Here is a 24,628-nt window from a genome sequence, read left to right on the forward strand (position 1 = left end):
TTACAGTGGGAAGAATTATCGCAATAGCCAACCAGAAAGGTGGTGTCGGTAAAACGACGACTTGTATTAATTTGGCCGCTTCAATGGCGGCAACAAAAAGAAAAGTTTTAGTCGTTGATTTAGACCCACAGGGCAATGCAACTATGTCCAGTGGTGTTGATAAGTACCAAGTAGATTCTACTGCTTACGATCTTCTTGTTGAGGATGTACCATTTGAGGAAGTGGTATGTAAAAACACCAGCGGAGGCTATCACCTTATTGCCGCTAATGGAGATGTAACGGCTGCCGAAATTAAATTGATGGAAGTATTTGCGCGTGAAGTTAGGCTTAAAAATGCATTAGCTTCGGTTCGTGATAACTATGATTTCATCTTTATAGATTGTCCCCCAGCCTTAAATCTACTTACAATCAACGCGATGGCAGCTGCAGATTCTGTGTTAGTTCCTATGCAATGTGAGTATTTTGCACTTGAAGGTTTAACAGCACTAATGGATACCATTAGTAAATTAGCTGCCGTAGTAAATGATAATTTGAAAATTGAAGGTCTGCTCCGAACCATGTTTGATCCGCGTAACCGCTTATCGAATGAAGTATCGGATCAGCTTAAGAAGCACTTTGGCGATAAGGTATATAGAACCGTTATTCCTCGAAATGTACGTTTAGCAGAAGCTCCAAGTCATGGTCGTCCTGCGATGTATTATGACAAACATTCTGCTGGCGCAAAGGCCTATTTAGCATTAGCTGGTGAAATACTTCGTCGCGAAGAAGTACCAGCATAATAGACAAGAGAAGGGAATAACGTAAATGTCTAAACGTGGTTTAGGGATGGGCTTAGATGCCTTATTAGCTACCAGTTCTCTTGCTAGAGAAAAAGAGAAAACAGCATCCAGTAGTCAATCTATTTCAGTTGATGGTGAGTTGGCTGATATTTCAATTACTAACCTCAAGCCTGGTATTTACCAGCCTCGTAAAGATATGTCTTTAGAGGCGTTGGAAGATTTATCTGCATCTATTGAATCTCAAGGGATTATTCAACCTATTGTGGTTAGGCATGTTGCAGGACATTCCTATGAAATAATTGCTGGTGAAAGACGTTGGCGGGCTGCTAAGCGTGTCGGCCTTAAACAGGTACCGTGCATCGTAAAAAATGTACCTGATAGTGCCGCAATCGCGATGTCACTCATTGAAAATATTCAGCGAGAAGATCTCAACGCTATAGAGGAAGCACAAGCTTTAGAGCGGTTACAGGACGAATTTGAGTTAACACACCAGCAGGTAGCTGATGTAATAGGTAAATCACGGACAACCGTGACGAACCTACTTAGGCTGAATCAACTCGATGAATCGGTCAAGAATTTGGTTGAGAAAAAACAGCTTGATATGGGCCATGCTAGAGCGTTATTGGTTTTAGATATAGAAAGCCAAGGTGAAACGGCTAAAGTGATTGCCGATAAAAAAATGACCGTTCGTCAAGCTGAGCAGTTTGTTAAGAAGTTATTAGCTCCAAAAGTTGAAGGTGAAACGAAAAAAGATACGGAAGCTGCTGATATTTCAGAGCGACTTAGTCAGTGTATTGGCTCAACGGTATCTTTAACTCGTGGTTCAAATGGAAAATCTAAGATGACGATTACATTTGATGAACCTCACAAATTAGATCAATTGATTAAATTACTCGAAGACAATCAATAGTCTTCGGCTAATTTTGTTATTTGTTACAATTTTTATTGCTAAAGTTGTAGGTTTGTAAACAGATTTGTTATTTAATGCAGCGTTTTTATTGCAAAAATATGTATCGAACGTATAATTTTGGCGATTTTTCCAAGCTCATTGATAAGAGTTTATGTGGGATTGGTATGAAGGTATGAATACATGGTAGCTAGGCTAGTTCAACCAGGACGGATGCTTGCAAAGCGTCTGTTATTGATTCAATCTAGCGTGGTTACATTTGTGGCAGCAGGGATGGCTTTGGCCGTAAATGTTGATTGGGGAGTTTCTGCGTTTATAGGTGGCGGCATTTTTGTGCTTGCTAATGCTGTGTTCGCATTTTTTGCTTTTATGTATAGTGGGGCTCGTGCTGCAAAAGCAGTCACGGCGTCTTTTTATACCGGTGAAGTACTGAAAATCCTCGTTACGGTTGTTCTCTTCTCTGCAGCTTACATGTATATGCAGGTGGAACTTGTTCCCCTGAAGCTAACCTATTTGTTGGCATTAGGTATTAATATCTTTTTGCCAGCGCTATTCATTAACAAAAAAAAATAGGATGAGTTATGGCTGCGCCAGGTGAAGCGCTAACAACGTCTGGATATATTGATCACCATTTGACTAACCTGTCACTTGCTAAGATTTCTGAGCATTTTGATTTAGGTTGGGGAATAACGGAGACCAGTTTCTGGAACGTTAATATCGATAGCCTGTTCTTTTCTGTGCTCACGGGCTTGATATTCCTAGGGATATTTCGTTCGGTAGCAAAGAAAGCAACAGTAGGTGTACCGGGTAAGCTGCAATGTGCGGTCGAAATGGTAATGGAATTTGTCGCAGATAACGTCAAAGAAACATTCCATGGACGCAACCCATTGATAGCTCCGTTAGCACTGACTATCTTTTGTTGGATATTACTAATGAATATCATGGATTTAATTCCAATTGATTTCTTACCGTATCCAGCTCAACATTGGTTAGGTATCCCTTATTTAAAAGTGGTTCCTTCTGCTGATGTTAATATCACGATGGCTATGGCTCTAGGCGTTTTCTTTTTGATGATTTATTACAGCATCAAGGTGAAAGGTCTAGGTGGTTTTGCGAAAGAATTAGCATTACATCCATTTAATCATCCAGTGATGATACCGTTTAACTTACTATTAGAAGTTGTTTCGCTACTCGCTAAACCTCTTTCTCTTGGTATGCGTTTATTCGGTAACATGTTTGCTGGTGAGGTTGTATTCATTCTTATCGCGGCTATGCTTCCGTGGTGGTTACAATGGTTAGGTGCTCTCCCATGGGCAATTTTCCATATTTTGATTATTTTGATTCAAGCGTTTGTATTCATGATGTTAACTATCGTTTATTTATCGATGGCACATGAAGACCCGGATCACTAATTTAATTTTACAAAGCTTTTTTAGGCACATATAAGCCAACAACTATAAATTGGAGATAGTAATGGAAACTTTACTGAGCTTTTCAGCAATCGCCGTAGGTCTGATCGTCGGTCTTGCTTCTCTTGGTACAGCGATTGGTTTCGCAATTCTAGGTGGTAAATTCCTAGAAGGTGCTGCGCGCCAACCAGAGATGGCTCCTATGCTACAAGTTAAGATGTTTATCATCGCGGGTCTACTTGATGCGGTTCCAATGATTGGTATCGTAATAGCACTACTATTCACATTCGCTAACCCATTTGTTAGTCAACTAGGTTAATTAACAGATCAAAGTAAATACTTTGTCGTTGATTAGCATTTTTTCGTTGGTGAACAAAATAGAGGGGTAGCTGTTGTGAATATGAACGCAACTCTGCTAGGTCAAGCAATAGCATTCTTTTTATTCGTGGTTTTCTGCATGAAATATGTATGGCCACCAATTATAGAAGCTATTGAAGAACGTCAGAATAAAATTGCTGATGGTCTATCTGCTGCGGAAAGAGCAGCAAAAGATTTGAATCTAGCTCAAGCCAACGCTTCTGAGCAACTTAAAGAAGCGAAGCGCACAGCAACTGAGGTCATTGATTCAGCGAATAAACGTAAAGCTCAAATTATTGATGAAGCACGCGAGGAAGCTCAGGCAGAACGCCAGAAAATCCTAACGCAAGCGGAAGCAGAAATTGAAGCAGAACGTAATCGTGCGAAAGATGATCTGCGCAAACAAGTTGCTACTCTGGCTTTAGCTGGTGCAGAGAAGATCCTAGAGCGCTCTATTGATAAAGATGCGCACAAAGATATTCTTGATAACATTACTGCGAAACTTTAAAGCGAGGGGTGCACATGTCTCAACTGACAACAATAGCACGCCCTTACGCTAAAGCAGCGTTTGACTTTGCGGTAGAAAAAGAAGCACTTGACCAGTGGGGTCAAATGCTTACTTTTGCAGCCGAAGTTACAAAGAACAAAGATATAGTGGAGCTACTTAGTGGTTCTGTTTCTGCGGATAAACTCACAGAAATATTTATTGTTGTTTGTGGCGAACAGTTTGATGAGTTTGGCCAAAACCTTATAAAGGTAATGGCTGCGAATGGTCGACTTAAGGCCCTTCCTGAAGTATGTGATGCGTTTTTAGCTCTTAAACAAGAGTATGAGAAAGAAATGGATGTTGATTTAATATCAGCGACAGAACTTTCTGATAAACAACTTACAGACATCAGCAACAAACTTGAACTGCGTTTTGAACGCAAAGTTAACCTGAATTGTAGTGTAGATGAGACCCTACTTGGTGGGGTTGTAATTCGAGCCGGAGACTTAGTCATCGATAACTCAACGCGCGGTCAGTTAGGCCGTTTGAGCGATGCATTGCAGTCTTGATGGGGATTGGAGCATGCAACTTAATTCCACAGAAATAAGCGACCTAATCAAACAACGTATCGAATCTTTCGAAGTTGTAAGTGAAGCTCGTAATGAAGGTACTATCGTATCGGTAAGCGATGGTATTATTCGCATTCACGGTCTAGCAGACGTGATGCAAGGTGAAATGATTGAACTACCGACTGGTCGTTATGCATTAGCACTTAACCTTGAGCGTGACTCGGTTGGTGCGGTTGTCATGGGGCCATATGCTGACTTACAAGAAGGCATGAAAGTTACTGGTACTGGTCGTATTCTTGAAGTACCTGTTGGCCCTGAAATGCTTGGTCGTGTGGTAAACACGCTAGGTGAGCCTATTGATGGTAAAGGTCCAATTGATGCAAAATTATCTTCTCCTGTAGAGATAATTGCGCCGGGCGTAATCGACCGTAAATCGGTTGATCAACCTGTACAAACTGGTTATAAGTCCGTTGATGCCATGATCCCTATCGGGCGTGGTCAGCGTGAGCTTATCATCGGTGACCGTCAGACTGGTAAAACAGCGATGGCTATTGATGCGATCATTAACCAAAGAGATTCAGGTATTTACTCTATCTATGTAGCGATTGGTCAGAAAGCATCGACTATTGCCAACGTAGTACGCAAATTGGAAGAGCACGGCGCATTGGCTAACACCATTGTTGTTGTTGCATCTGCTTCTGAGTCTGCAGCGCTTCAATATTTAGCGCCTTATGCAGGTTGTGCTATGGGTGAGTACTTCCGTGATCGCGGTGAAGATGCTCTGATTGTTTATGATGATTTATCTAAGCAAGCAGTAGCTTATCGTCAGATCTCTCTACTACTTAAGCGTCCACCAGGCCGTGAGGCTTTCCCAGGTGATGTATTCTATCTCCACTCCCGTCTATTAGAGCGTGCTGCTCGAGTAAGCGCAGTGTATGTAGAACGTTTCACTAAGGGTGAAGTGAAAGGTAAGACAGGTTCTTTAACTGCTCTTCCTATCATTGAAACTCAAGCAGGTGACGTATCAGCATTCGTACCAACTAACGTAATCTCGATTACAGATGGTCAGATCTTCTTACAAACTGAGCTGTTCAGTGCAGGTGTTCGTCCTGCTGTTGATCCAGGTATCTCAGTGTCTCGTGTAGGTGGTGCTGCTCAAACGAAAATTATCAAGAAGCTATCTGGTGGTATCCGTACCGCACTAGCGCAATATCGTGAACTTGCAGCGTTTGCTCAGTTCTCGTCTGACCTTGATGATGCAACGAAACGACAACTAGACCATGGTCAAAAAGTAACAGAACTTATGAAGCAGAAACAATATGCTCCTATGTCTGTATTTGATCAGGCTATTGTTATCTTCGCTGCAGAACGTGGATACCTAGAAGACATTGAGTTGAACAAACTTGCTGATTTCGAAGATGCGCTACTTTCGTTTGCTCGTAGCCAGTTTACCGATTTTGTGAAAGAGATCGATACAACGGGTGCATACAACGATGAGATCGAAACACAGCTTAAAAAGGTTGTGGACGATTTCATAGCAACCCAGACCTGGTAATTGATAATGAGTAGGTGGCTCTAGGGTCACCAATATTTTTTATCTAAAGAGAGAGTAATACGATGGCCGGCGCAAAAGAAATTCGTACTAAGATCGGGAGTGTTAAAAGCACTCAAAAGATCACGAAAGCGATGGAAATGGTAGCAGCTTCAAAAATGCGTCGTTCTCAAGACGCAATGGGAGCTTCCCGTCCATATGCTGAAACAATGCGTAAAGTGATCGGTCATTTGGCGAACGGTAATCTAGAGTATAAACATCCATATCTAGAAGAACGTGAAGCCAAACGTGTTGGTTACATCATTATTTCAACTGACCGCGGTTTGTGTGGTGGCTTGAACATTAACTTGTTCAAAAAAGCCATGTTAGACATGCAAGAGTGGAAAGAGAAAAATGCTGATATTGACTTAGCCATTATCGGTTCAAAAGCAACGGCATTTTTTAACAACAGTGGCGCTAAAGTAGCTGCTCAAGTTTCTGGTCTTGGAGATGATCCAAGCCTAGAAGAATTGATCGGTTCTGTTGGTGTTATGTTGAAGAAGTATGATGAAGGCGAGTTGGATCGCTTATACGTAGTATTTAACAAGTTTGTTAATACTATGGTTCAGGAACCAACGATCGATCAATTATTACCTTTACCTAAATCGGATAGCGAAAGTATGAAACGCACTCACTCATGGGATTATATCTATGAGCCAGAGCCTAAACCATTACTCGATGCACTATTGATTCGTTATGTCGAATCTCAAGTATATCAAGGTGTGGTTGAGAACCTTGCTTGTGAGCAAGCGGCTCGAATGATTGCGATGAAAGCAGCTACAGACAATGCAAGCGATCTAATAGATGATCTAGAACTTGTGTATAATAAAGCCCGTCAATCGGCTATTACACAAGAACTATCTGAAATCGTATCAGGCGCAGCAGCGGTTTAAGCATAGGTAAAACTAATTAGTTAGAGGATTAACGATGGCTACAGGTAAGATCGTACAGATCATCGGTGCGGTAGTCGACGTAGAGTTCCCACAGGGTGAAGTACCTCGTGTATATGACGCTCTGAATGTTATTGAAGCGAAAGAACGTCTTGTTCTTGAAGTTCAACAACAGCTTGGCGGTGGCGTTATTCGCGCAATCGTGATGGGCAGCTCTGATGGTTTACGTCGTGGATTAGTAGTAGAGAACACTGGCGCTCCAATCACCGTACCAGTAGGTACGAAAACTCTTGGCCGTATCATGAACGTTTTAGGTGATGCGATTGATGAGTGTGGTGATATTGGTGCGGAAGAACACTATGCTATTCACCGTGAAGCACCAAGTTACGAAGAACAGTCCAATGTGTCTGAACTTCTAGAGACTGGCGTGAAAGTTATCGACTTGATTTGCCCATTCGCTAAGGGTGGTAAAATAGGTCTATTTGGTGGTGCAGGTGTTGGTAAGACCGTTAATATGATGGAACTTATCAATAACATCGCACTGCAGCACTCTGGTCTTTCAGTATTTGCGGGTGTCGGTGAACGTACTCGTGAAGGTAACGATTTCTATTTTGAGATGCAGGAAGCAGGCGTTGTTAACGTTGAAAATCCTGAAGAATCTAAAGTAGCAATGGTTTACGGGCAGATGAACGAGCCACCAGGAAACCGTCTACGCGTAGCGCTGACTGGTCTAACGATGGCAGAGCGTTTTCGTGACGAAGGTCGTGACGTTCTATTGTTCATCGATAACATTTATCGCTATACCCTTGCGGGTACAGAGGTTTCGGCTCTATTAGGTCGTATGCCATCTGCGGTAGGTTATCAGCCAACACTAGCTGAAGAAATGGGTGTTTTACAAGAACGTATCACATCAACTAAAGCCGGTTCTATCACGTCTGTACAGGCGGTATATGTACCAGCGGATGACTTGACTGACCCATCTCCAGCCACCACGTTTGCTCACTTAGATGCAACGGTAGTACTTAACCGTAATATCGCAGCTATGGGTCTATACCCAGCAATCGATCCATTGGATTCATCTTCTAGACAGCTTGATCCATTGGTCGTAGGCCAAGAACATTACGACGTAGCTCGTGGCGTTCAGTCTACTCTTCAGCGCTATAAAGAACTGAAAGATATCATTGCTATTTTGGGTATGGATGAGTTATCTGAAGAAGATAAACTTGTGGTATCACGTGCACGTAAGATAGAGCGTTTCCTAACTCAGCCTTACCACGTAGCGGAAGTATTTACAGGTGACCCTGGCGTCTATGTATCTCTTAAAGAGACTTTACGTGGATTCAAAGGTCTTCTTGGTGGTGAATACGATGACATTCCTGAGCAAGCGTTTATGTACTGCGGTGTAATAGACGATGCTATTGAGAATGCTAAGAAGCTATAAGGCTAAATAGGAGGCTATATGGCAGCAATGACCTTGCACCTAGACGTAGTTAGTGCTGAGAAAGAAATTTTTTCAGGACTAGTTGAAACGTTTCAGGTAACCGGGAGCGAAGGTGAACTTGGTATTTTCCATGGGCACACTCCGCTGCTGACCGCTATTAAGCCTGGTATGGTGCGTATAGTTAAGCAACACGGCCACGAAGAAATTATTTATGTTTCTGGTGGTATAGTTGAAGTTCAGCCTGGTACAGCGACTGTATTGGCTGATACGGCAATTCGTGGTGATGAACTAGATGCAGCGAAGGCTGAAGAAGCTAAACGCCAAGCTGAGGAGAAAATCCAAAATCAGCATGGTGACATGAACTTCGCTCAAGCGGCTAGTGAACTGGCTAAAGCTATTGCTCAGCTTAGAGTTATCGAGCTGACAAAAAATAGACGCTAATCTACTTGTCTCTAATATAAGTTACTTAGTGTATTGTTAAAAAGGCGGCCTATTGGTCGCCTTTTTGTTTTTATTACGTCAAATTTATTTAACTCTTTTCAGCTAAGCGGTTAGAATTAAAACTTCAAAAAATAAATAAGGTTAATCCTATGAGCTTCAGCGCGGTGATTCTAGCGGCGGGTAAAGGTACTCGCATGTATTCCAATATACCTAAGGTGTTACATACCTTAGCCGGAAAGCCGATGGTCAAGCATGTTATCGATACCTGCAATGATTTGGGTGCGCAAAATATCCATCTTGTTTATGGTCACGGTGGTGATCTTATGCGACAAGCTTTATCTGCGGAGTCGGTGAATTGGGTGCTCCAAGCTGAACAACTAGGAACTGGACACGCGGTTGATCAAGCATCAGATAAATTTGATGATAATGAAAAAGTATTAGTGTTATATGGGGATGTTCCTCTTATCTCACCTGAAACTATTGAAAGTCTGTTAGATGCTCAGCCTGCTGGTGGCGTTGCTTTATTGACCGTTGTTTTAGATGACCCAGATGGATATGGACGCATTGAACGTAAAAATGATGTCGTTATTGCTATTGTTGAGCAAAAAGACGCGACGAAAGAGCAAAAACGGATCAAGGAAATAAATACTGGAGTAATGGTCGCCACTGGTGGTGATTTGAAACGATGGTTGTCAGGACTCAATAACCAAAATGCTCAGGGTGAGTATTACCTTACGGATATTATTGCCGCCGCTCACGAAGAGGGCCGATCAATAGAAGCCGTTCATCCTTCATGTGCAGTTGAAGTTGAAGGGGTAAATAATCGTGTTCAACTTGCTCGTATTGAGCGTGCTTACCAACTAATGCAAGCTGAAAAATTACTCGAACAGGGCGTTATGCTTCTTGACCCGTCCCGCTTTGATCTGCGTGGTAAGCTTCAATGTGGTGTCGATGTTCAGATTGATGTTAATGTCATTATTGAAGGCAGCGTAAGCTTAGGCGATAATGTCATCATTGGTGCTGGTTGTGTCCTAAAGGATTGTGAAATCGATGATAACACCCTTATACGCCCTTATAGCGTAATAGATGATGCGATAGTAGGAGAAGGCTGTACTGTCGGTCCATTTACCCGTCTTCGCCCAGGAACAGAGCTTAAAAACAATGCTCACGTAGGAAACTTTGTCGAGGTTAAAAACGGCGTGATAGGTGAGGGTTCCAAAGCAAATCACCTTACTTATATTGGCGATACTGTCATTGGTCAGCGTTCAAATATTGGTGCTGGAACGATTACTTGTAATTATGATGGTGTGAATAAGTTTAAGACAATTATCGGTGATGATGTTTTTGTCGGCTCTGACACACAGTTAATTGCGCCTATAACGGTTGGAAATGGGGCGACTATTGGTGCCGGTACAACCGTCACAAGGGATATATCTGAAGGCGAGCTAGTGATCACTCGTGCGATAGAACGAAGAGTCGAAGGTTGGCAGCGTCCTGTTAAGAAAAAATAAAAGATATCAGTGATAAAGAATGAGACAATTTTCTTAGTGGAATAATGATAGAAAATGTCTCTATTTAGAGTAGGTCGCAGCACGGATGCTGCGACTAAAGCTTACAAAAAGGTATTTAGCATACTTCTCACAATAAACCCTCTCCCTAGTATTCGCTAACTAAGACAAAAAGAACTTATACGCCGCGTTATTCGATTCATCCTTATAGGGATAATCCAGTTCATGAAGATGTGCTGCAAAACGTGGCAAGTCTGATTCTTCTAGCTCGAACCCGCAGAGAACACGACCATAATCAGCACCTTGATTTCGGTAGTTGAACACACTGATATTCCAATGAGTACCAAGCGTACTCAAGAATTTCAATAATGCACCTGGATATTCAGGAAACTCAAAACTGAACAGTTTCTCTGTAAGTGCCTTTGACGGTTTACCACCAATCATATATCGAATATGTAGCTTCGCCATTTCATTATCAGAGAGATCAATAACAGGATACCCACCTTCTTTTAGATCATGAATAATACTTTCAAGCTCTTCCTGACCATTTTGTAAGCGTACACCTACGAATATATTGGCTAAGCTGGCATCGTTGTACCGATAGTTAAACTCGGTGACGGCTCTCCCTCCGATAATCTGACAGAACTTAAAGAATGATCCTGGTACTTCTGGAATTGTCACGGCTAATAGGCCTTCACGTTTTTCACCAAGCTCGCATCTTTCTGACACATAGCGTAAACCGTGGAAGTTGGTATTTGCTCCAGATAGAACAGTAGCCAGTTTTTTATCTTTAAGGCCCTGTTGTTCTACAAATTTTTTCAATCCGGCTAAAGCAAGAGCACCGGAAGGTTCAGCAATCGCACGAGTATCTTCAAAGATATCTTTTACAGCAGCACAGATTTCATCGCTAGATACTGCAATATGCCCATCAAGATATTTATTACAGAGTCGAAAAGTTTCATCACCAATACGTTTAACGGCAACGCCATCGGCAAACATATTTATTTGGTCGAGAACAACAGGCTCACCAGCATCTAATGCTGCTTTTAGGCAAGATGACTCTTCTGGTTCAACGGCAATAACCTTAATTTCTGGCATTAGCTGTTTAACGAGTACGGCGACACCGGCAGCGAGACCGCCACCGCCAACAGGAACAAATATATAATCTAAATGACCATTTTGTTGTAGCATTTCCATGCCGATGGTTCCTTGGCCTGCAATTACCAATGGGTGATCAAAAGGAGGAACAAAAGTATAGTTATTAAGCTTCGCCAATCTTTCGGCTTCTGCTTTTGCTTCATCAAAATTACTGCCATGAAGTACGACTTCACCACCAAAGCTTTTAACCGCTTCAACTTTGATATCTGGGGTTGTAATTGGCATTACAATGACGGCTTTAACGTCTAATTTTTTGCCAGAGAGTGCAATACCTTGAGCGTGGTTACCTGCTGAAGCCGCGATGACGCCTGCTTGTTTCTGTGCGGCGGATAGGCTTGAAACCATATTGTACGCACCGCGTAATTTAAACGAGTGTACGGGTTGTCTATCTTCTCGCTTTATTTGCACTTGGTTTCCAATACGCTCAGAAATTCTAGGCATATCTTGCAATAGAGTGACGGTTGCGACGTCATAAACGGGGGCTCTAAGGATATGGCGCAAATATTCTGCGCCACTCTTAGGCAGTGTCCCTAACGGATTTTCTGCCATTGAAATTAACCTTCCAATATGGATTTGTCACGCACAGCGCCTTTATCCGCACTGGTCGCTAGCATGGCATAGGCTTTAAGTGCCAAAGAAACTTTACGTTGACGATTTGCAGGTTTCCACCCTAACTTTTCTTGCTCCGCTCGACGAATTTCGAGTTCATCTTTAGCGACGTCTAAGGTGATAGAACGAGCAGGTATATCTATTGTGATGATATCGCCTTGATTCACAAGACCGATAATTCCGCCTTGAGCGGCTTCTGGAGAAGCATGACCAATAGATAGTCCTGATGTACCACCAGAGAAGCGACCATCAGTGAGAAGGGCGCACTCTTTGCCTAAGCCCATTGATTTGAGGTAAGTCGTTGGATAAAGCATCTCTTGCATACCCGGACCACCTTTAGGACCTTCGTAACGAATGACAACCACATCGCCCGCTTTCACTTTTCCACCGAGGATACCTTCTACGGCATCTTCTTGGCTTTCAAATACTACCGCTGGACCTTGGAATTTGTGATTTTCCTCATCGACGCCAGCCGTTTTGACGATACAGCCATCGATAGCGATATTACCTCTAAGTACAGCCAAACCTCCTTCTTGGCTAAAGGCGTTTTCTTTCGTACGGATACAACCGTCTTCACGGTCGTTATCTAACGTGTCCCAACGACAATTTTGTGAAAATGCCTCGGTTGTACGAATACCAGCTGGACCAGCACGGAAGAATTCCTTCACCTCTTCTGATTCAGTTTGCATGATGTCGTATTGCGCCAATTGTTCTTTCATTGTCAGACCAAGAACAGTATTGGTTTGATTGTTGATTAGCCCTGCACGATCAAGCTCACCAAGTATGGCCATAACACCACCAGCACGGTGCACATCCTCCATATGATATTTTGGAGTAGAAGGCGCAACCTTACAAATATGTGGAACTCGAAGTGACATACGATCAATGTCATCCATATCAAAGGCTATTTCACCTTCTTGCGCAGAGGCTAACAAGTGTAAAACTGTGTTTGTTGAACCACCCATCGCGATATCAAGCGCCATTGCATTTTCAAATGCTTCTTTGGAGGCAATATTACGAGGCAATGCAGAGTCATCACCTTGCTCATAGTAACGCTTAGTCAACTCGACTACTCGGCGTCCTGCGCTTAGGAATAACTCTTTACGATCAGCATGAGTCGCGAGTAAAGAGCCATTGCCTGGTTGGCTCAAGCCAAGAGCTTCAGTTAAACAGTTCATGGAGTTTGCGGTGAACATACCAGAGCATGAACCACAAGTGGGACAGGCACTACGCTCAATTTGCTCACTTTGTTCATCGGATACGGACGGATCCGCACCTTGAATCATGGCATCAACAAGATCAAGTTTGATTATTTGATCCGAAAGCTTGGTTTTTCCCGCTTCCATTGGACCGCCTGATACAAAAATAACAGGGATGTTTAGGCGCAATGCCGCCATCATCATTCCCGGAGTAATTTTGTCACAGTTAGAAATACAAACCATCGCATCAGCACAGTGAGCATTGACCATGTATTCAACCGAATCTGCAATAAGCTCGCGAGAGGGCAGAGAGTAAAGCATTCCGCCGTGACCCATGGCAATACCATCATCAACGGCAATGGTATTGAATTCTTTTGCAATGCCACCCGCCGATTCAATTTCTCTTGCGACAAGTTGCCCCATGTCCTTTAAGTGAACATGGCCCGGTACAAACTGTGTGAATGAGTTTACGACTGCGATAATTGGCTTACCGAAATCTTCATCTTTTACGCCTGTAGCACGCCATAAAGCGCGAGCGCCAGCCATGTTGCGTCCATGTGTTGTCGTGGCGCTGCGATATTTATTAGGAGTAGACATTTTACTTAAATTCCTTCTTTTACTTGTCTGAACTAACAGAGTTTTCGGGATAGACAAAATCTAACCAGCCCCATTTGTCTTCTGTTGTACCGTTGAATAATCCAAAAAATGTGGATTGAATTTTTTCTGTAATAGGGCCGCGTTTGCCTTCACCGACGGTGATCTGGTCAACGCTTCTCACTGGTACTATCTCCGCGGCGGTACCGGTCATAAATATTTCGTCTGCAAGGTATAATGCTTCTCGAGCAATATTCTCTTCTCTGACTTCATAGCCAAGTTCTTTTGCTAAAATCATGATCGAGTCGCGAGTAATTCCGGGCAGGATAGCGCTGGTGGCTGGAGGAGTATGTAAAACACCATTTTTAATAATGAAAATGTTTTCTCCTGCACCTTCAGAAAGGTATCCATCAACACTTAAGGCAATACCTTCAGCATAACCATGACGGCGAGCTTCTCCTCCAACAAGCAAAGAAGAGAGGTAGTTACCGCCTGCTTTAGCTGCCGTTGGAATAGTATTGGGTGCTGCACGATTCCAGCTTGAAATCATTGCGTCGACACCGTTGGCCAATGCTTCTTCTCCTAAATAGGAACCCCATGGGAAAGCGGCAATAATAAGGTCCATTTCCGTATCAGTGGGTGGACAAACACCTAGACCAACGTTGCCAATAAAACCTAGTGGACGAATGTAAGCAGAGTCTAGCTTGTTGTCTCTTAATGTCTCGCGACATGCTTCCATTAACTCATCAACAGAGTATTTAATAGGAAATCGGTAGATTTTTGCAGAATCTTTTAGGCGCTGCATGTGCTCTTTGTGGCGAAAAACAATCGGTCCATCAGGCGTGTTATAACAACGAATACCTTCAAATACTGAGGTGCCATAGTGCATAGCATGCGTAAGAACATGGACTTTAGCTTCGCCCCAAGGAACCATTTCACCATTAAACCAAATATAATCAGCAGTGTTTGTTGCCATCTTAAAATCCTTCCTTAAATTTTATAAGCACTGAGCATTTCGTCTTTTTTCAGTCTAGAGGTATGTACGTTAGTGACATCCCATAGTTTTTCGACTTGATTTGTAATCAAGGTAATAGGACGGTCACTGTCAACGACAAGTTCTATTTGAGCAACCTTACTCTCATGATTTTGTGTCGCAAGTATTTGCTTAATGGTAAAACCTCGGTGTCTTACCACTCTAAGTATGCGTTCCACTAAAACAGGTTTATCGTTGGCTTCTATTTTTAATAGGTATCTGTCCATTAGGTATTCTCCAGCATATCTTGATTTGCCGCGCCCGGTGGAACAAGCGGCCATACGTTTTCATCTTCATCGATAAGAACATGAAGTAGATAAGCGGTTTCACTTTCTAGCATTTCTTTTAGAGCTGGCTCTACTTCTGCTTTCGTTGTAATGGTTTTACCTGGGATACCAAATGCAGCCGCGAGTGCTTGGAAGTCTGGATTATCATCCAGAATAGTTTCACTGTGACGACCATCAAAAAAGAGTGATTGCCATTGACGAACCATACCCAATCGATGATTGTTAAGTAGAACCATTTTGACGGCTACTTGCTTTCTTTTTATCGTGCCTAGCTCTTGAATATTCATCATAAAAGAGCCATCACCAGTGATCAATATAGATTGATCGTCAGGTCGAGCAATCTTTGCTCCAATGGCGGCGGGAAGGCCAAAGCCCATAGTGCCAAGACCAGCAGAGGTTATATAGTTTTCTGGTTTACGTGGTTGCATATGTTGCGCCGCCCACATCTGATGTTGGCCAACATCGGTAGATACTATAGAGCTGTCAGGCATTGAGTCTGAAAGTTGCTTTAATAGTAAAGGCGCGTAGATAAGCTCTCCAGGGTGATCATAGCGCCATTTGAACTCTTTTCTTAGAGTAGATGTCTGTTCAAGCCATGGAGAGATATCTTGTTCAAGCGTAAGTTGTGGAAGAATAACGTTGATATCACCTTGCAGTGATGCATTTGAGCGGCGCAGTTTGTTAAATTCTGCAGCATCAATATCGATATGGATGACTCTCGCATCTGGGGCAAACGAATCTAATCGGCCAGTCACTCTATCGTCGAAACGAGCACCAACCACGATTAACAGATCGGACTCTTGAACGATTAGATTGGCTGCTTTCGTTCCGTGCATTCCAACCATACCTAGATAATTAGGATCGTGACGTTCGACGCTACCCAAGCCTTTTAAGGTACTCACTGTCGGGATTGGATTGTTAGTAAGAAATTGTCGCACCGTATCCGTCGCTTTGGCTATTTGAACGCCCCCACCAATGTAAAGAACGGGTTTATCCGCTTTATTGAGCAGGCTTTGAGCTTTTTCTAATGCTTTGGGATCGGCCACTGGAATCGCGGGTGGTTCAATAAATGGAAGGAGATGAGTCGGAGCCTCAGCTAACTGGACATCTTTAGCAATATCGACCACAACTGGTCCAGGCCTGCCCGACTTTGCTACCTCAAAGGCCTCAGCTAACGTTGGCGCTAGGTCATCAATGTCAGTAACTAAGTAACTGTGTTTGGAACAAGCTAAAGATATGCCGATAACGTCTATTTCTTGGAATGCATCTGTACCAATGAGTGGGCTTGCAACTTGACCAGTAATGGCAACGAGTGGCACTGAATCTAAAAGTGCATCAGCTAAGCCTGTTACAAGGTTTGTCGCGCCGGGGCCAGAAGTGGCTAGGCAGACAGCTACATCCTGTGTTGCTCGTGCCATACCAATGGCTGCCATTGCAGCACCTTGCTCATGTCTGCAAAGTACGTGCTCAACACCACCATCATAAAGGGCATCATAAATTGGCATGATGGCGCCACCTGGGTATCCAAATACTGTGGTTATACCCTGTTGTTTAAGGGCTGCTACTACCAAGTCGGATCCGTTCATTAGAGCCCCCAGCTTGTCTGCGTTGTTCTCAACGCTAATTTATTTCTGCACATACAGTGCTCCTATACTTCCGGTTCTGCTTACATGTAAGCAGAAGTTTGTTGTATTAAATAGTAAAAAACCCCCGGACTTTTCAGTGCGGGGGTTTTTTTTAACTCTTGTTATTTTTTTCCGCTTATACGCCCCCGCGCGGTGTCAATAATGACCACGATAATCAGGATAATGAGCACATTTATGTGAGCGGATAATTTCATTAGTTGTCTATTTTTCTAGCGAATGTGTTTGCATCTCTAGTGGTAACATAATTTGTTGTTATCTGACAAGGAAAAATTCAGTCTTTTTCCATATTTATTTAGCCTAAATGCACACTATATAGTGTGAGTTATAAGTAATTTTTTGATTTTAAATAATTATAAGGGTAGATATGGTATTGGCGGTTATTCACAGCCGAGCAAGTGTTGGGGTGGACGCTCCCCCTGTCACTGTCGAAGTGCACATAAGCAATGGTATGCCAGGTTTTACACTTGTTGGTTTGCCTGAAACTACAGTAAAAGAGTCTCGAGACAGAGTTCGAAGCGCAATTATTAATTCTAATTTTGAGTATCCGAGCAAAAAGATCACAGTAAACCTTGCCCCTGCTGATTTGCCTAAAGAGGGGGGACGATTTGATTTACCTATTGCGCTAGGGATCCTCGCGGCTGCTGAACAGATAGCCGTTGATAAACTTGGTGACTATGAGTTTATTGGTGAGTTAGCGCTTTCTGGGGCGTTACGGCCGGTTAAAGGCGTACTACCAGCGGCGTTGGCGGCCAATAAAGTTCAACGATGCTTAGTTGTACCTGAAGAAAATGGAGACCAAGCGGCATTGGTTGGCAAGGAGAGACATAAATCGGCTGCAAGTCTATTGGAAGTGTGTTCAGCGTTATGCGGACAAGATAATTTGTCTTTGTTTCAAGTAGAAAGATCTGAAGAATTATTGGTACATAACCGAGATTTACAAGATGTTATTGGCCAGCAACAGGGAAAGAGAGCATTGGAAATAGCTGCGGCAGGTGGACATAATCTTCTTTTTCTCGGCCCACCAGGTACAGGCAAAACCATGCTAGCTTCTCGACTTTGTGACTTGCTACCTGAAATGAGTGATGACGAAGCGCTCGAAACTGCGTCTGTGGCTTCTTTAACGGAGCAAGATATAAATAAGTTTAATTGGAAGAAAAGACCTTTTCGTTCTCCTCATCATTCATCTTCTATGGCGGCCTTAGTCGGTGGTGGTTCGATTCCTCGTCCGGGTGAGATTTCCTTGGCACATAATGGATTATTGTTTCTTGACGAAATGCCTGAATTTGAAAGAAAGGTGTTGGACTCAATGAGGGAGCCATTAGAGTCTGGAGAGATTGTTATCTCTAGAGCAGCGGGAAAGACCCGGTTTCCCGCTCGATTCCAGCTCGTTGGAGCACTGAATCCAAGTCCTACAGGTTATTATGATGGCGATAAGGCTCGGATAAACCCTCAGGTAGTACTTCGTTATCTGAGTCGGCTATCGGGGCCCCTATTGGATAGATTTGATATGTCATTAGAGATCCCCTTATTGCCAAAAGGAATGCTAGCGGAAGGTGGAGATAGAGGAGAAACTACCCATATTATAAAGAGTAGGGTAGAAGAAGCCCGAGCGTATATGTTAAAAAGATCAGGAAAAATAAATGCACTTTTAACAAGTAGAGAAATAGAAAAATTTTGTATTTTGAACAAACAAGACGCCGAGTTTTTAGAAGATGCGCTACATAGGTTAGGGTTATCAATACGTGCATATCATCGAATAATAAAGGTTGCTCGTACTATCGCTGATTTGGAATCGAATGAACTAATTTGTCGAGCACACTTAGCTGAAGCGTTGGGGTACCGTTCTATGGATAGGTTATTGAAATTATTAAACGCTCAGGTGATCTAGGATATGGTAAGAATAGCTATTACGTTTATGAATATAGGGTGTAAACGGAGCATTTAAGCTCCGTTTTTAATTTGATGCCTATAGCGCGAGTAGATAATTAACCAAGTCAAAATACTCGTCGTAATTTTTAATCCCATCTGTTTTAACAACATAACGGTTGTTGACAACAACCCCTGGAACGCCGCTTAACTTAACGGCTTTAAATTGTTTATCAAAACGTTTCTGCATGGAATCAATGGCAAACCCCTTGTATGCAGAATCAAATTTCTTTGCGTCTACACCATTGTCGATGAACATTTGACGTAATTCTGTTTCCGTTTTAGGCGGAGTTCGAAGCGTGTGTATTTGGTTGAACATGTAAGGAACCATTTTATCTTCAACTTTCAGTACAATCATGCTTGCATAAGCTTTAGCCATTGGAACACCCATGTTGCCACCCATAAAGGAAACATGTACTTTTTGAAATTTGGCGTTCTTGGGTAATTTAGTTTTAAGCTGCTGAATTACGGGTTCAAAATTATTACAGTGCCCACAAAAGAAAGAGAAGTACTCGGTGACTGTTGGGGTAGAAGTCTTTTCCAAGTCTAATACTTCATAGTGTGTTCCTTCATTAAACTGAGCGGCTTGTACTGATGTGCTTAATATTAGGGTAGCAAGTAACATAAATAATTTTTTCATTTGAACTTTGACTCCATTTGTCGTTATTTTTTTAATTTTTATATTACCATTGAGGCATTAGTGCAAGTGGGGGTTCTTGTAAAACCGATATCTGTTCTTTAAATCCAAGCACTTGGTTTTCCCAATATTTTGGGTCGCCAAACCAAGGAAAAGCGAGTGGAAATGCTGGATCTTGCCACCTTTTTGCGAGCCAAGCCATATAGTGTACCATTCGCAATCCACGTAATGGCTCAATAAGTTTCAACTCTGATGGATTAAAATCGCAAAATTCCTCATAGCCTTCAAGTAATATATCTAATTGAGCAAGTCGGTCATGTCTATCACCGTTTAGAAGCATCCATAAGTCTTGTACTGCAGGACCATTGCGAGCATCGTCTAAATCGACAAACATCGGTCCGTCCCGCCATAAAATATTACCAGGATGGCAGTCGCCATGTAAGCGAATTGAGGTGAAATCGTCACTCCAATTGTCTTCAATACGCGCGATTAATAAATCGAGGTCGCTAAAGAAACTATTTTCTAAATGAGGCGGTATAAAAGTAGATTGCTGTAAAAGCTTACGGGGTTGGTACAGGTATTCATCTAAGCCGAGACTTGGTCTATGAATAAAAGTTTGTTTCTTACCGATATTGTGAATCCTACCCATAAAGCGACCAACCCATTCAAGGTGATTCGCATTATCAACTTCAAACTGTCGTCCTCCTACACTGACAAATAAGGTGAATTGATAGCCTTTGTATTCATGTAGTGTGCGTCCATTAATAATGCAAGGAGGCGCGACAGGAAGTTCTTGTTCAAGTAGTTCTAACGTAAAGTCGTGTTCTTCTTGGATCTGCTCTGTAGTCCATCTTTGTGGACGATAAAATTTGACCACGTAACGCTGTTTTTCTTCATCCACGAATTGATATACACGGTTTTCATAACTATTTAATGCAAGCAAACCTGATTCAGCTCTTATTCCAATGCTTTCTATTGCGTACCACATGAAATCTGGTGTTAGAGCATCAAAATTGAATGCAGTGTTTTTTGAAATGTCTGTATTGTTAGAATCGATAGTCATAAATGGATCCAGAAATAAAAAAGGGCCCTTTAGAGCCCTTTTTCTAATTGTTTTGTTAAGTTACAGTTTTTTAATAAACCTGCTCTCAACTTCGACAGTAAATTGGTTACTATCGGTGAGTATAAACTGAATCGTAGCAACAGGAGAGCTTAAGTTTTCAGTTGCTACTCCTAGGCTTATTGGTAAGTTGACAACTTCACCCGGTTGGACTTGAATTGTCTGGTTTCCGTACCAAGTAATATCATTTAAGCCCGTTACATCCAGAGAGTAGTTCTGTAGTTGCTGAGTTTTGTTTATTATTTTTAGGTTATAGGTGTTTTCGACATAGCCTTCGGAATTGACTTTAAATAGTTGGTTTCTGTCCCTTAATACACTCATTCCAGCGGGTTCTACACTGGCAATTTGAAGGGCAAACAAGACAAGCATTAGCACCATAATACCGCCGTAACCTATTAGTTTCGGTCGCATTACTTTTGTTTGTTTACCAGACAACTTATGCTCTGAGGTATAACTGATTAAATTCTTTTCATAACCCATACGATCCATTGTTTGATTACAAATATCGATACATGCACCACAGTTGATACATTCATATTGAAGCCCATCGCGTATATCAATGCCTGTTGGGCAAACTTGAACACACAAATCACAATCAATACAGTCACCTAACCCCAATTTTTTTGGGTCAGCCTTGCGTGGACGAGGGCCTCTAGATTCGCCACGTTCTTGGTTATAACCGACAATAAAAGTATCTTTATCAAACATTGCGGATTGGAAGCGAGCGTAAGGACACATGTGGATACAGACAATAGATCGCATCCAAGCTGCATTTGCGTAAGTACATACCGCAAAAAACACAACCCAAAAACCAGCCCAGAACGTCGTGTTTAGCGTTAAGAAGTCGACCACAAGATCTTTAATCGGGACAAAGTACCCAACGAAAGTAAATCCGGTAACAAGAGCAATACCAAGCCAAGCGATATGTTTGATGGTTTTTCTCAGTAGAAGATTTGATGTCATCTTACCGCCATCTTGTTTCCGTCTTTTATTTGCCGCCCCTTCTAGTTTTTCTTCAAACCAGATATACATAAATGTCCAAACGGTTTGGGGGCAAAGGTAACCACACCATACTCGGCCTAAAAATGTCGTAATAAAAAACAGGCCAAATGCCGCTATCATGAACAAGAGTGCAAGCAAGGTTAAATCTTGTGGGTATAACGTGGTACCAAAAAAATTGAATTGTTGATTGCCAATATCAAGCAATATAGCTTGTCTTTCACCGTATGGTATCCAAGGAACCAATCCGAATAATAGGAGTAAAAACCAAGCGCCATAACGCCTTAGTTTTTGAAAGGTGCCTTTGCTTTCTCGTACATAAATACCATCACTAGGATTAAATCGATCTTTTTTGCCCTTATGTGTTTTAGGGTTAAATGTTTTGGGAGTCACATCTTTTATGTCTATTTTATCTTGACTCATGAATGTTCCTTTTTGGGCTTTTGATTAAGCGATACGTACTTATATGACATTACTTTTTATGCTTTTAGTATTTATTAGACGACGATTATATATCCCTTAACAAATCGGTTTCTTTATTGATGTCTATTTTTAACAAAAATTGTGATCTAGAAACAAAAAAGCGACACACTTGTGTCGCTCTATATTCTTCTTTCCAGTTGGCCTATTTAATTATTCCACGGGCCTTTAATATCGCTGTTTTGAAGTCATTTTCCTGATCTTTGGCAAGGCCGGGTATCATCTCATTTTTGTTGCTGTTTCTCATCTTAAGGTGATAGATCAAAACATCATCGGTGAGATCGTCCAATTTACCGTTATAACCGGCTTCTTTACATAGTTTAAGGATAAATGGAATCAGATTAGTCTCTGGGTCTTTTTGCCATTCAGGGTGAAGTAACTCAATTACCTCATTAACTCGGTGACACTTCATGATTTCTCCACAACTTTTTTATTGATGTACAGTGCACGTTATCAAATAGAGTGGAAAGAAAAAAGCGCAGAGATTAATACTGCGCTTTTTTATTATGCCGCTTGGATGATTTGTTGATCATGCTGCTTACTGATTGCTTTTTTTTCTACCAAACTCTTTGCAGAGGTTGGCGCTTTAGCCATCGGTGCTGAAACAGCTCCGCAACGACGTAGAGACACGCTTCTAGTGGTGCGTGAAAACCTGACGGATGTTGGTCGCATCAAAATACCTAACAGTCAGGCAACTCCTTTGCCAAGTTAATGGCCTGATTATCTACGAGATAAATCTCTTTGGTGTAAACCATTCCAACAAATAATCAGGAATAACAATATGCGTTGCATATCGATATAAATAATATCACCCAGATAGGATCTTATCGAGATGTGGTTCAAAAAATAGTTGTTTTTTTAAACACTAATTAGTTCGAAAGAGTGTAGTTAGTTCTATTTTGCTATTTTGTGGTGAGTTTTTTTGGTCTAGAGTGGTTAGTATGAATAAGATGTCTTCTAAAGGAGTAAGGCAATGTCGTTTCTTAAAAAAACTTTAGCCAGTTTCGGTGTTGGTTCAGCGAGAGTTGACTCAATCTTACAGCAAGAATTCCTAATTCCAGGTGAAAAGGCGAAGATTGTAATCGAGGTCTATGGTGGTTCCACCCCTCAGGATATCGATAATATAGATCTGAAAATCTATTGTCGATATATCGACGAAGTTCCTGCAGATAATGATAAAAGTAAAAGTGATAATTATGTGGGAAGAATGAGGCGTGTTCCCCGTGATTATGTATTGGCGAGCTGGAAGCTTCCTTATTCTTTTACTATTGAGTCGGGGCAACAAAGGAGCTTTGATATTGAGTTAGATTTACCTGCTAATACTCCGGTAACAATAGGAGATACCAAAGTTTGGTTGGAAACAGGATTAGATATTTCCTTGGCTAAAGATCCTACTGATAAGGATATTTTAACGGTAAGGCCAACCCCTATTTTGGATGGTGTATTCTCGGCTCTCGAAGAAGAAGGTTTGCGTATTCGGCAGGTTGAGTGTGAAGCGACGAAAGGATTTGCTCTCCCTTTTGTTCAAGAATTCGAACTCGTGCCTACTACGGGCCAATTTCATGGTCGATGGAGAGAGTTGGAAATTGTGGCTTATCAGCATGATGATGCACTTGAACTTTGGTTTGAGGTTGATCGTCAGAAGCAAGGGCTGGGAGGTATGCTTTCAAATCTTTTAGGTGCAGGAAAAATAAAGAGAAATTTATTGATACCTAAAGGTACAGAAGGCAGTGAAGCCGGTAAACAGGTTATAGAGTACTTGGTTTCGACAAGTTAAATATTGTCTCAATTATCAAACAATGTAAATATTTTCAGCTTACACGTGTAAGCTTAATGTGACATACTTCAGTTTCTTAGCTCTATGAGGAAGTTGAAGTATGTCGACTAAACCAGAAAATGAATACAGTGTATCGGAGGAGATCGCTAATAGTGTGTCTCATGGTCTCGGGGTTATTTTTGGTGTCGTTGGATCCTATTTTCTAGTAACAAAAGCTTTGGAGAACAATGCAGATACGTTAACGATAATCAGCATGAGTCTTTATGGTGCCAGCATTATTATGCTTTTTTTGGCTTCAACGTTGTATCACTCTATCCCGTATCAAAAAACCAAGCGAGCACTTAAGACTTTTGATCATTGTGCTATTTATTTACTCATTGCTGGCAGTTATACACCCTTCTTATTAGTGAGTTTAAGAACCCCATTAGCGATTGGTTTAATGGCTGTTATTTGGTCGATAGCTTTGTTTGGGATTATCTTTAAGTTTGCCTTTGTCTATCGATTTGAAAAACTGTCTCTTTGGATTTATCTGACGATGGGATGGTTATCGCTTATTGTAATTTATCAACTTGCGATGAATATCGATATAGGTGGATTAACGCTATTGGCTATTGGAGGCGTAGTCTATTCTTTAGGCGTTATTTTTTATGTGGCTAAAAAAATACCATTTAATCATGCTATTTGGCATGGTTTTGTATTGGCAGGGTGTGTATGTCACTTCCTTTCTATCTACTATTATGTTGATCCAATATAGCGACTATCATTAAAAGTTGTTTCATTTATA

At 41.8% G+C, this 24,628-nt stretch carries 25 protein-coding genes; 15 read left to right on the top strand and 10 right to left on the bottom strand.

The genetic code is table 11. From position 1 onward, the window contains the following. Positions 1-5: 5 nt before the first annotated feature. From AACW90_RS20795 to glmU, 12 genes are all read left to right on the top strand, one after another. Positions 6-779: a ParA family protein gene (locus AACW90_RS20795; protein ID WP_195704740.1), complete on the top strand. Its 774-nt coding sequence runs from the start codon at positions 6-8 to the stop codon at positions 777-779. A gap of 25 nt (positions 780-804) precedes the next feature. Then, positions 805-1,689 carry a ParB/RepB/Spo0J family partition protein gene (locus AACW90_RS20800; RefSeq protein ID WP_390238421.1) on the top strand — a complete coding sequence of 295 codons (885 nt, stop codon included), beginning with the start codon at positions 805-807 and terminating at the stop codon, positions 1,687-1,689. A 180-nt stretch (positions 1,690-1,869) separates the two neighbouring features. Continuing rightward, complete coding sequence (locus AACW90_RS20805) at positions 1,870-2,259, top strand: F0F1 ATP synthase subunit I (protein ID WP_390238423.1); 390 nt, start codon at positions 1,870-1,872, stop codon at positions 2,257-2,259. A gap of 8 nt (positions 2,260-2,267) precedes the next feature. Beyond that, entirely contained in the window at positions 2,268-3,098 is an 831-nt protein-coding gene (gene atpB / locus AACW90_RS20810) for a F0F1 ATP synthase subunit A (RefSeq protein ID WP_195704737.1), read from the top strand. Positions 3,099-3,159: 61 nt separating this feature from the next. Further along, entirely contained in the window at positions 3,160-3,414 is a 255-nt protein-coding gene (atpE, locus tag AACW90_RS20815) for a F0F1 ATP synthase subunit C (RefSeq protein ID WP_195704736.1), read from the top strand. A gap of 75 nt (positions 3,415-3,489) precedes the next feature. Further along, positions 3,490-3,960: a F0F1 ATP synthase subunit B gene (gene atpF / locus AACW90_RS20820; RefSeq protein WP_275135194.1), complete on the top strand. Its 471-nt coding sequence runs from the start codon at positions 3,490-3,492 to the stop codon at positions 3,958-3,960. Positions 3,961-3,974: 14 nt separating this feature from the next. Continuing rightward, entirely contained in the window at positions 3,975-4,508 is a 534-nt protein-coding gene (atpH, locus tag AACW90_RS20825) for a F0F1 ATP synthase subunit delta (protein WP_390238426.1), read from the top strand. Positions 4,509-4,521: 13 nt separating this feature from the next. Further along, a complete protein-coding gene (atpA, locus tag AACW90_RS20830) occupies positions 4,522-6,063 on the top strand; it encodes a F0F1 ATP synthase subunit alpha (protein ID WP_390238429.1) in 1,542 nt (513 codons plus the stop codon). Between the two features lie 62 nt (positions 6,064-6,125). After that, positions 6,126-6,992 (top strand): F0F1 ATP synthase subunit gamma, encoded by an 867-nt coding sequence (gene atpG / locus AACW90_RS20835; protein ID WP_195704732.1) that lies wholly within the window; start codon positions 6,126-6,128, stop codon positions 6,990-6,992. Between the two features lie 34 nt (positions 6,993-7,026). Continuing rightward, on the top strand, positions 7,027-8,430 hold the full coding sequence (gene atpD / locus AACW90_RS20840; RefSeq protein WP_195704731.1) for a F0F1 ATP synthase subunit beta: 1,404 nt from the start codon (positions 7,027-7,029) through the stop codon (positions 8,428-8,430). A gap of 18 nt (positions 8,431-8,448) precedes the next feature. Beyond that, positions 8,449-8,871 carry a F0F1 ATP synthase subunit epsilon gene (locus AACW90_RS20845; RefSeq protein ID WP_195704730.1) on the top strand — a complete coding sequence of 141 codons (423 nt, stop codon included), beginning with the start codon at positions 8,449-8,451 and terminating at the stop codon, positions 8,869-8,871. Between the two features lie 149 nt (positions 8,872-9,020). Next, positions 9,021-10,382, top strand: a complete 1,362-nt coding sequence (gene glmU, locus AACW90_RS20850) for a bifunctional UDP-N-acetylglucosamine diphosphorylase/glucosamine-1-phosphate N-acetyltransferase GlmU (protein WP_390238432.1) — start codon at positions 9,021-9,023, stop codon at positions 10,380-10,382. A 159-nt stretch (positions 10,383-10,541) separates the two neighbouring features. Here the strand turns inward: glmU and ilvA are convergent, their stop codons facing one another. Genes ilvA through ilvG form a run of 5 tightly spaced genes read right to left on the bottom strand, consistent with a single transcriptional unit; the run spans position 10,542 to position 16,845 of the window. Further along, a complete protein-coding gene (ilvA, locus tag AACW90_RS20855; protein ID WP_390238435.1) occupies positions 10,542-12,086 on the bottom strand; it encodes a threonine ammonia-lyase, biosynthetic in 1,545 nt (514 codons plus the stop codon). Positions 12,087-12,091: 5 nt separating this feature from the next. Then, positions 12,092-13,942 carry a dihydroxy-acid dehydratase gene (gene ilvD, locus AACW90_RS20860; protein ID WP_390238438.1) on the bottom strand — a complete coding sequence of 617 codons (1,851 nt, stop codon included), beginning with the start codon at positions 13,940-13,942 and terminating at the stop codon, positions 12,092-12,094. Between the two features lie 19 nt (positions 13,943-13,961). Further along, entirely contained in the window at positions 13,962-14,915 is a 954-nt protein-coding gene (locus AACW90_RS20865; protein WP_390238440.1) for a branched-chain amino acid transaminase, read from the bottom strand. 14 nt (positions 14,916-14,929) lie between these two features. Next, positions 14,930-15,199: an acetolactate synthase 2 small subunit gene (ilvM, locus tag AACW90_RS20870; protein WP_195704724.1), complete on the bottom strand. Its 270-nt coding sequence runs from the start codon at positions 15,197-15,199 to the stop codon at positions 14,930-14,932. Then, the gene (gene ilvG / locus AACW90_RS20875; protein ID WP_390238442.1) at positions 15,199-16,845 is read right to left on the bottom strand and encodes an acetolactate synthase 2 catalytic subunit; all 1,647 of its coding nucleotides are present in this window, start codon (positions 16,843-16,845) and stop codon (positions 15,199-15,201) included. Before ilvG ends, ilvM begins: the two co-directional genes overlap by 1 nt. A 424-nt stretch (positions 16,846-17,269) precedes the next feature. Between ilvG and AACW90_RS20880 the strand changes: the two genes are divergently transcribed. Further along, positions 17,270-18,793 carry a YifB family Mg chelatase-like AAA ATPase gene (locus tag AACW90_RS20880; RefSeq protein WP_390238444.1) on the top strand — a complete coding sequence of 508 codons (1,524 nt, stop codon included), beginning with the start codon at positions 17,270-17,272 and terminating at the stop codon, positions 18,791-18,793. 78 nt (positions 18,794-18,871) lie between these two features. Here the strand turns inward: AACW90_RS20880 and AACW90_RS20885 are convergent, their stop codons facing one another. The 5 genes from AACW90_RS20885 to AACW90_RS20905 form a co-directional block, all read right to left on the bottom strand. Then, complete coding sequence (locus tag AACW90_RS20885; RefSeq protein ID WP_390238445.1) at positions 18,872-19,471, bottom strand: thiol:disulfide interchange protein DsbA/DsbL; 600 nt, start codon at positions 19,469-19,471, stop codon at positions 18,872-18,874. Positions 19,472-19,514: 43 nt separating this feature from the next. Beyond that, complete coding sequence (locus tag AACW90_RS20890; protein WP_390238448.1) at positions 19,515-20,531, bottom strand: serine/threonine protein kinase; 1,017 nt, start codon at positions 20,529-20,531, stop codon at positions 19,515-19,517. A gap of 60 nt (positions 20,532-20,591) precedes the next feature. Then, positions 20,592-22,010 carry a cytochrome c oxidase accessory protein CcoG gene (gene ccoG, locus AACW90_RS20895; RefSeq protein WP_390238450.1) on the bottom strand — a complete coding sequence of 473 codons (1,419 nt, stop codon included), beginning with the start codon at positions 22,008-22,010 and terminating at the stop codon, positions 20,592-20,594. A 202-nt stretch (positions 22,011-22,212) separates the two neighbouring features. Further along, a complete protein-coding gene (locus tag AACW90_RS20900) occupies positions 22,213-22,479 on the bottom strand; it encodes a YihD family protein (protein ID WP_195704718.1) in 267 nt (88 codons plus the stop codon). 92 nt (positions 22,480-22,571) lie between these two features. After that, positions 22,572-22,739 (bottom strand): hypothetical protein, encoded by a 168-nt coding sequence (locus tag AACW90_RS20905; RefSeq protein WP_195704717.1) that lies wholly within the window; start codon positions 22,737-22,739, stop codon positions 22,572-22,574. Between the two features lie 301 nt (positions 22,740-23,040). Here AACW90_RS20905 and AACW90_RS20910 point away from each other — a divergent pair, with 301 nt between their 5' ends. After that, positions 23,041-23,844 (top strand): sporulation protein, encoded by an 804-nt coding sequence (locus AACW90_RS20910; protein ID WP_390238454.1) that lies wholly within the window; start codon positions 23,041-23,043, stop codon positions 23,842-23,844. 100 nt (positions 23,845-23,944) lie between these two features. Then, complete coding sequence (gene trhA / locus AACW90_RS20915; protein ID WP_390238457.1) at positions 23,945-24,598, top strand: PAQR family membrane homeostasis protein TrhA; 654 nt, start codon at positions 23,945-23,947, stop codon at positions 24,596-24,598. Positions 24,599-24,628: the final 30 nt, after the last annotated feature.

This window comes from Vibrio frigidus, assembly GCF_042465995.1.
Taxonomy (GTDB): Bacteria; Pseudomonadota; Gammaproteobacteria; order Enterobacterales; family Vibrionaceae; genus Vibrio.